Origin of the sequence: Treponema sp. UBA7570 (assembly GCA_002477955.1) — a bacterium.
Taxonomy (GTDB): domain Bacteria; phylum Spirochaetota; class Spirochaetia; order Treponematales; family Treponemataceae; genus Treponema_D.
On sequence record DLLE01000063.1, the window covers coordinates 83,952 to 86,420 of the forward strand.

At 41.2% G+C, this 2,469-nt stretch carries 2 protein-coding genes; both read left to right on the forward strand.

The annotated features are described in order from the left end of the window. The coding region (locus B4N75_RS08590) for a hypothetical protein (RefSeq protein ID WP_296707150.1) at positions 1–579 on the forward strand (579 nt) is incomplete at its 5' end. A gap of 171 nt (positions 580–750) precedes the next feature. Next, a partial coding sequence (locus B4N75_RS08595; RefSeq protein ID WP_296707152.1) for a hypothetical protein occupies positions 751–2,469 on the forward strand: 1,719 nt, incomplete at its 3' end.

Genomic DNA, 2,469 nt, shown 5'->3' on the forward strand with positions numbered 1-2,469 from the left:
CAGCCGTATCTTTACATAAAGGAAAGCCCGAACTGGTCCTTGGTTCGCACATACGCCGAAAACATGGGAAACAAAAAATATCCGTTCTACGAATGGATTGGTTCTCCTTTTGGTCCTGACACAATCAGCGGAGAGCTTAACATGGGATACGAAGTTCCTGAAAAATGGGCTTTGAACTTTATCTATCTTTTTATGGCAAGAGGCGAAATGTCCGGAACAAGTGTGTTTGACACAATGGTAGACAACGATGGAAGATACTTGTGGGGCGGAGTTCATACAAATGATAATGCTATTACTAATACAGGTGATGAGGATACTAAAGGCTGGTGTTATCCTGGAAGCAGCGGAAAAAATTCAGTTTTTCCATCATTAACTGCAAAGGAGCTGCAGTCGCTTGTAACTCCGACAGGAACTCCTGAGTTTGTAAACAGAATTTCTATCCGCGGAACGTACAATTTTTCGTCAAAAATCGAATGTGTCCTGCAGCCTTCCTTTGTGTTTATATTCAACAAGGGGCACGAAGAAGGAAAAAAAGCCGCTGGACTTGAAGTTGCCGGAGCGTGTTCGATTAAATTGTAAATTGTTTTAAGCTGGAGATGTTTATTTAGCCAAAATGTCGGGTTTTGATAAGAACCGCAATTTGAGTGCCATTCCCGTGCTGACAAAACTGCCATTGCCGTAGTTGATGCCGCGATGTTTGCATAGCAAAACCGGAATGTTCTGATATAATTTTTCAAAACGAGGATTTTTATGAAAAAATTTTTTCTTTCTGCAGTTTTATTTGCAAATTTGTTCTGTTTGTTTGCCCAGGTCAGCGTAGATCCGACGGACAGATTTTATTCTCAGGCTCAGGGCTGGGAATTAAAAGGCTATATTTCGGCTCTTCCGCAGATTCGTCCTTATCCTTCAAACCTTATAAAATCTATTCTCGAAGAAGTTATAGACAAGGGCGACAAAAATGACCGCGAATTTGCGCTTTATGAATATGAAAGAATTTTCGGAAAGTCTTTGAATCTTTATGTTTCTGGCGACGGTGAATACAAGGCTTCTCAAGACCTGACGGAAGAAAACGACAAAGGCACAAAAAACGTAAAAGGCGAAGGCGGAATTGCCGGAGAAATAGTTTTTAATCCGTACATTTCTGTTGGCTACGACCTTGGAATGTATGCGGAAGCTACAGATTACGAAGATATTGCCCCTCTTTACAAAAACAAGGCTCCGGATTCAGTGTTTGACTCTTCAAGCATTGGCCCGATTGCCCTTTACCTTGACTGGAACACAAACGTTGCTGTCGGCACAAATGAATATTATGCAATTGCCGGACTTAGCAAAACAGGCTACGGTTCATTTTTGAACGACGGACTTGCCCTTAACGACACTTCTTTTCATTCTGCAAACCTTATTATGAACGTAACCAGAAAAAAGTGGAGCTATTCTTCTGTTTTTGAAATTATTGGCGCAACGACGAACAATCCTTATAAATACAGCGACCACAGCGACGGAAAATACCTTTCGTTTCATTCTATAAATTACCGCTTTAACGATTTTATCAATATTTCATATTACGAGAACATTGTTTTTGGCCCGAATATGAACATTTCGTATCTTTTCCCTGTTCCGTACATGCCGATTCAAAATATTGGAGGAGCTAATGACAATTTGCAAATGGGACTTGTGCTCGATATAAAACCGGCAAACGGTCTTCTGTGGTCGACAGATATTTTTGTTGATGATATTGAAGTGAACGACATTGTAAAACTTAATTTTGACACAAAAATCCGCGTGGCAGGGCAGACAGGACTTGTTTTTGCTCCGTCAAACACAGCTTGCAAAAAAATCGGACTTAATTATCAGATTGTCTTGCCTTATGTTTATGCGCATTGGGAATACGGAAGCGACGATTCGGGAGAAATTTCCGGGGCTACTGCAAACCGCCAGAATTACACGAACGCAGGAGTGAATATTGGTTCCGCGCTAGATCCTAACTCCGACAAAGTTTCGTTTTATGCGGAATTTTCTCCAAAGCCGTTTATGAGATTTGGCTTTGCAACGAATTTTATCCGCCATGCAAATTCGGCGGAAGCATTTGACGATGATGACGCGGCGGAATATGTTCTTGCAAAAGAGGGCCAGTATGCGACAGACGGCTCTGCTTACATGCACCAGATGTTTTCAGACCCGGACGGAACTTCTGGAACGCACGTTGATCAGGCCTGGGAAAATCTCGGATTTATGACTTCTGACCACAAGATGGCTGTAATGCAGGCTGGACTTACAGCTGAGATTGACCTTCCAAAGACAAGAGGCGGACAGCTTACTTTTCTTGCAGGCTACACCTTTGAATATGTAAAAAATTCCGGAGTTAATAAAAATATTTATAAGGGCATTGGATTTGAGCCTTATACAGATAAAGATGATAAAGGTAACGAGACAACATATTATAGATTTAATGGAAAAAGTTCACTTACA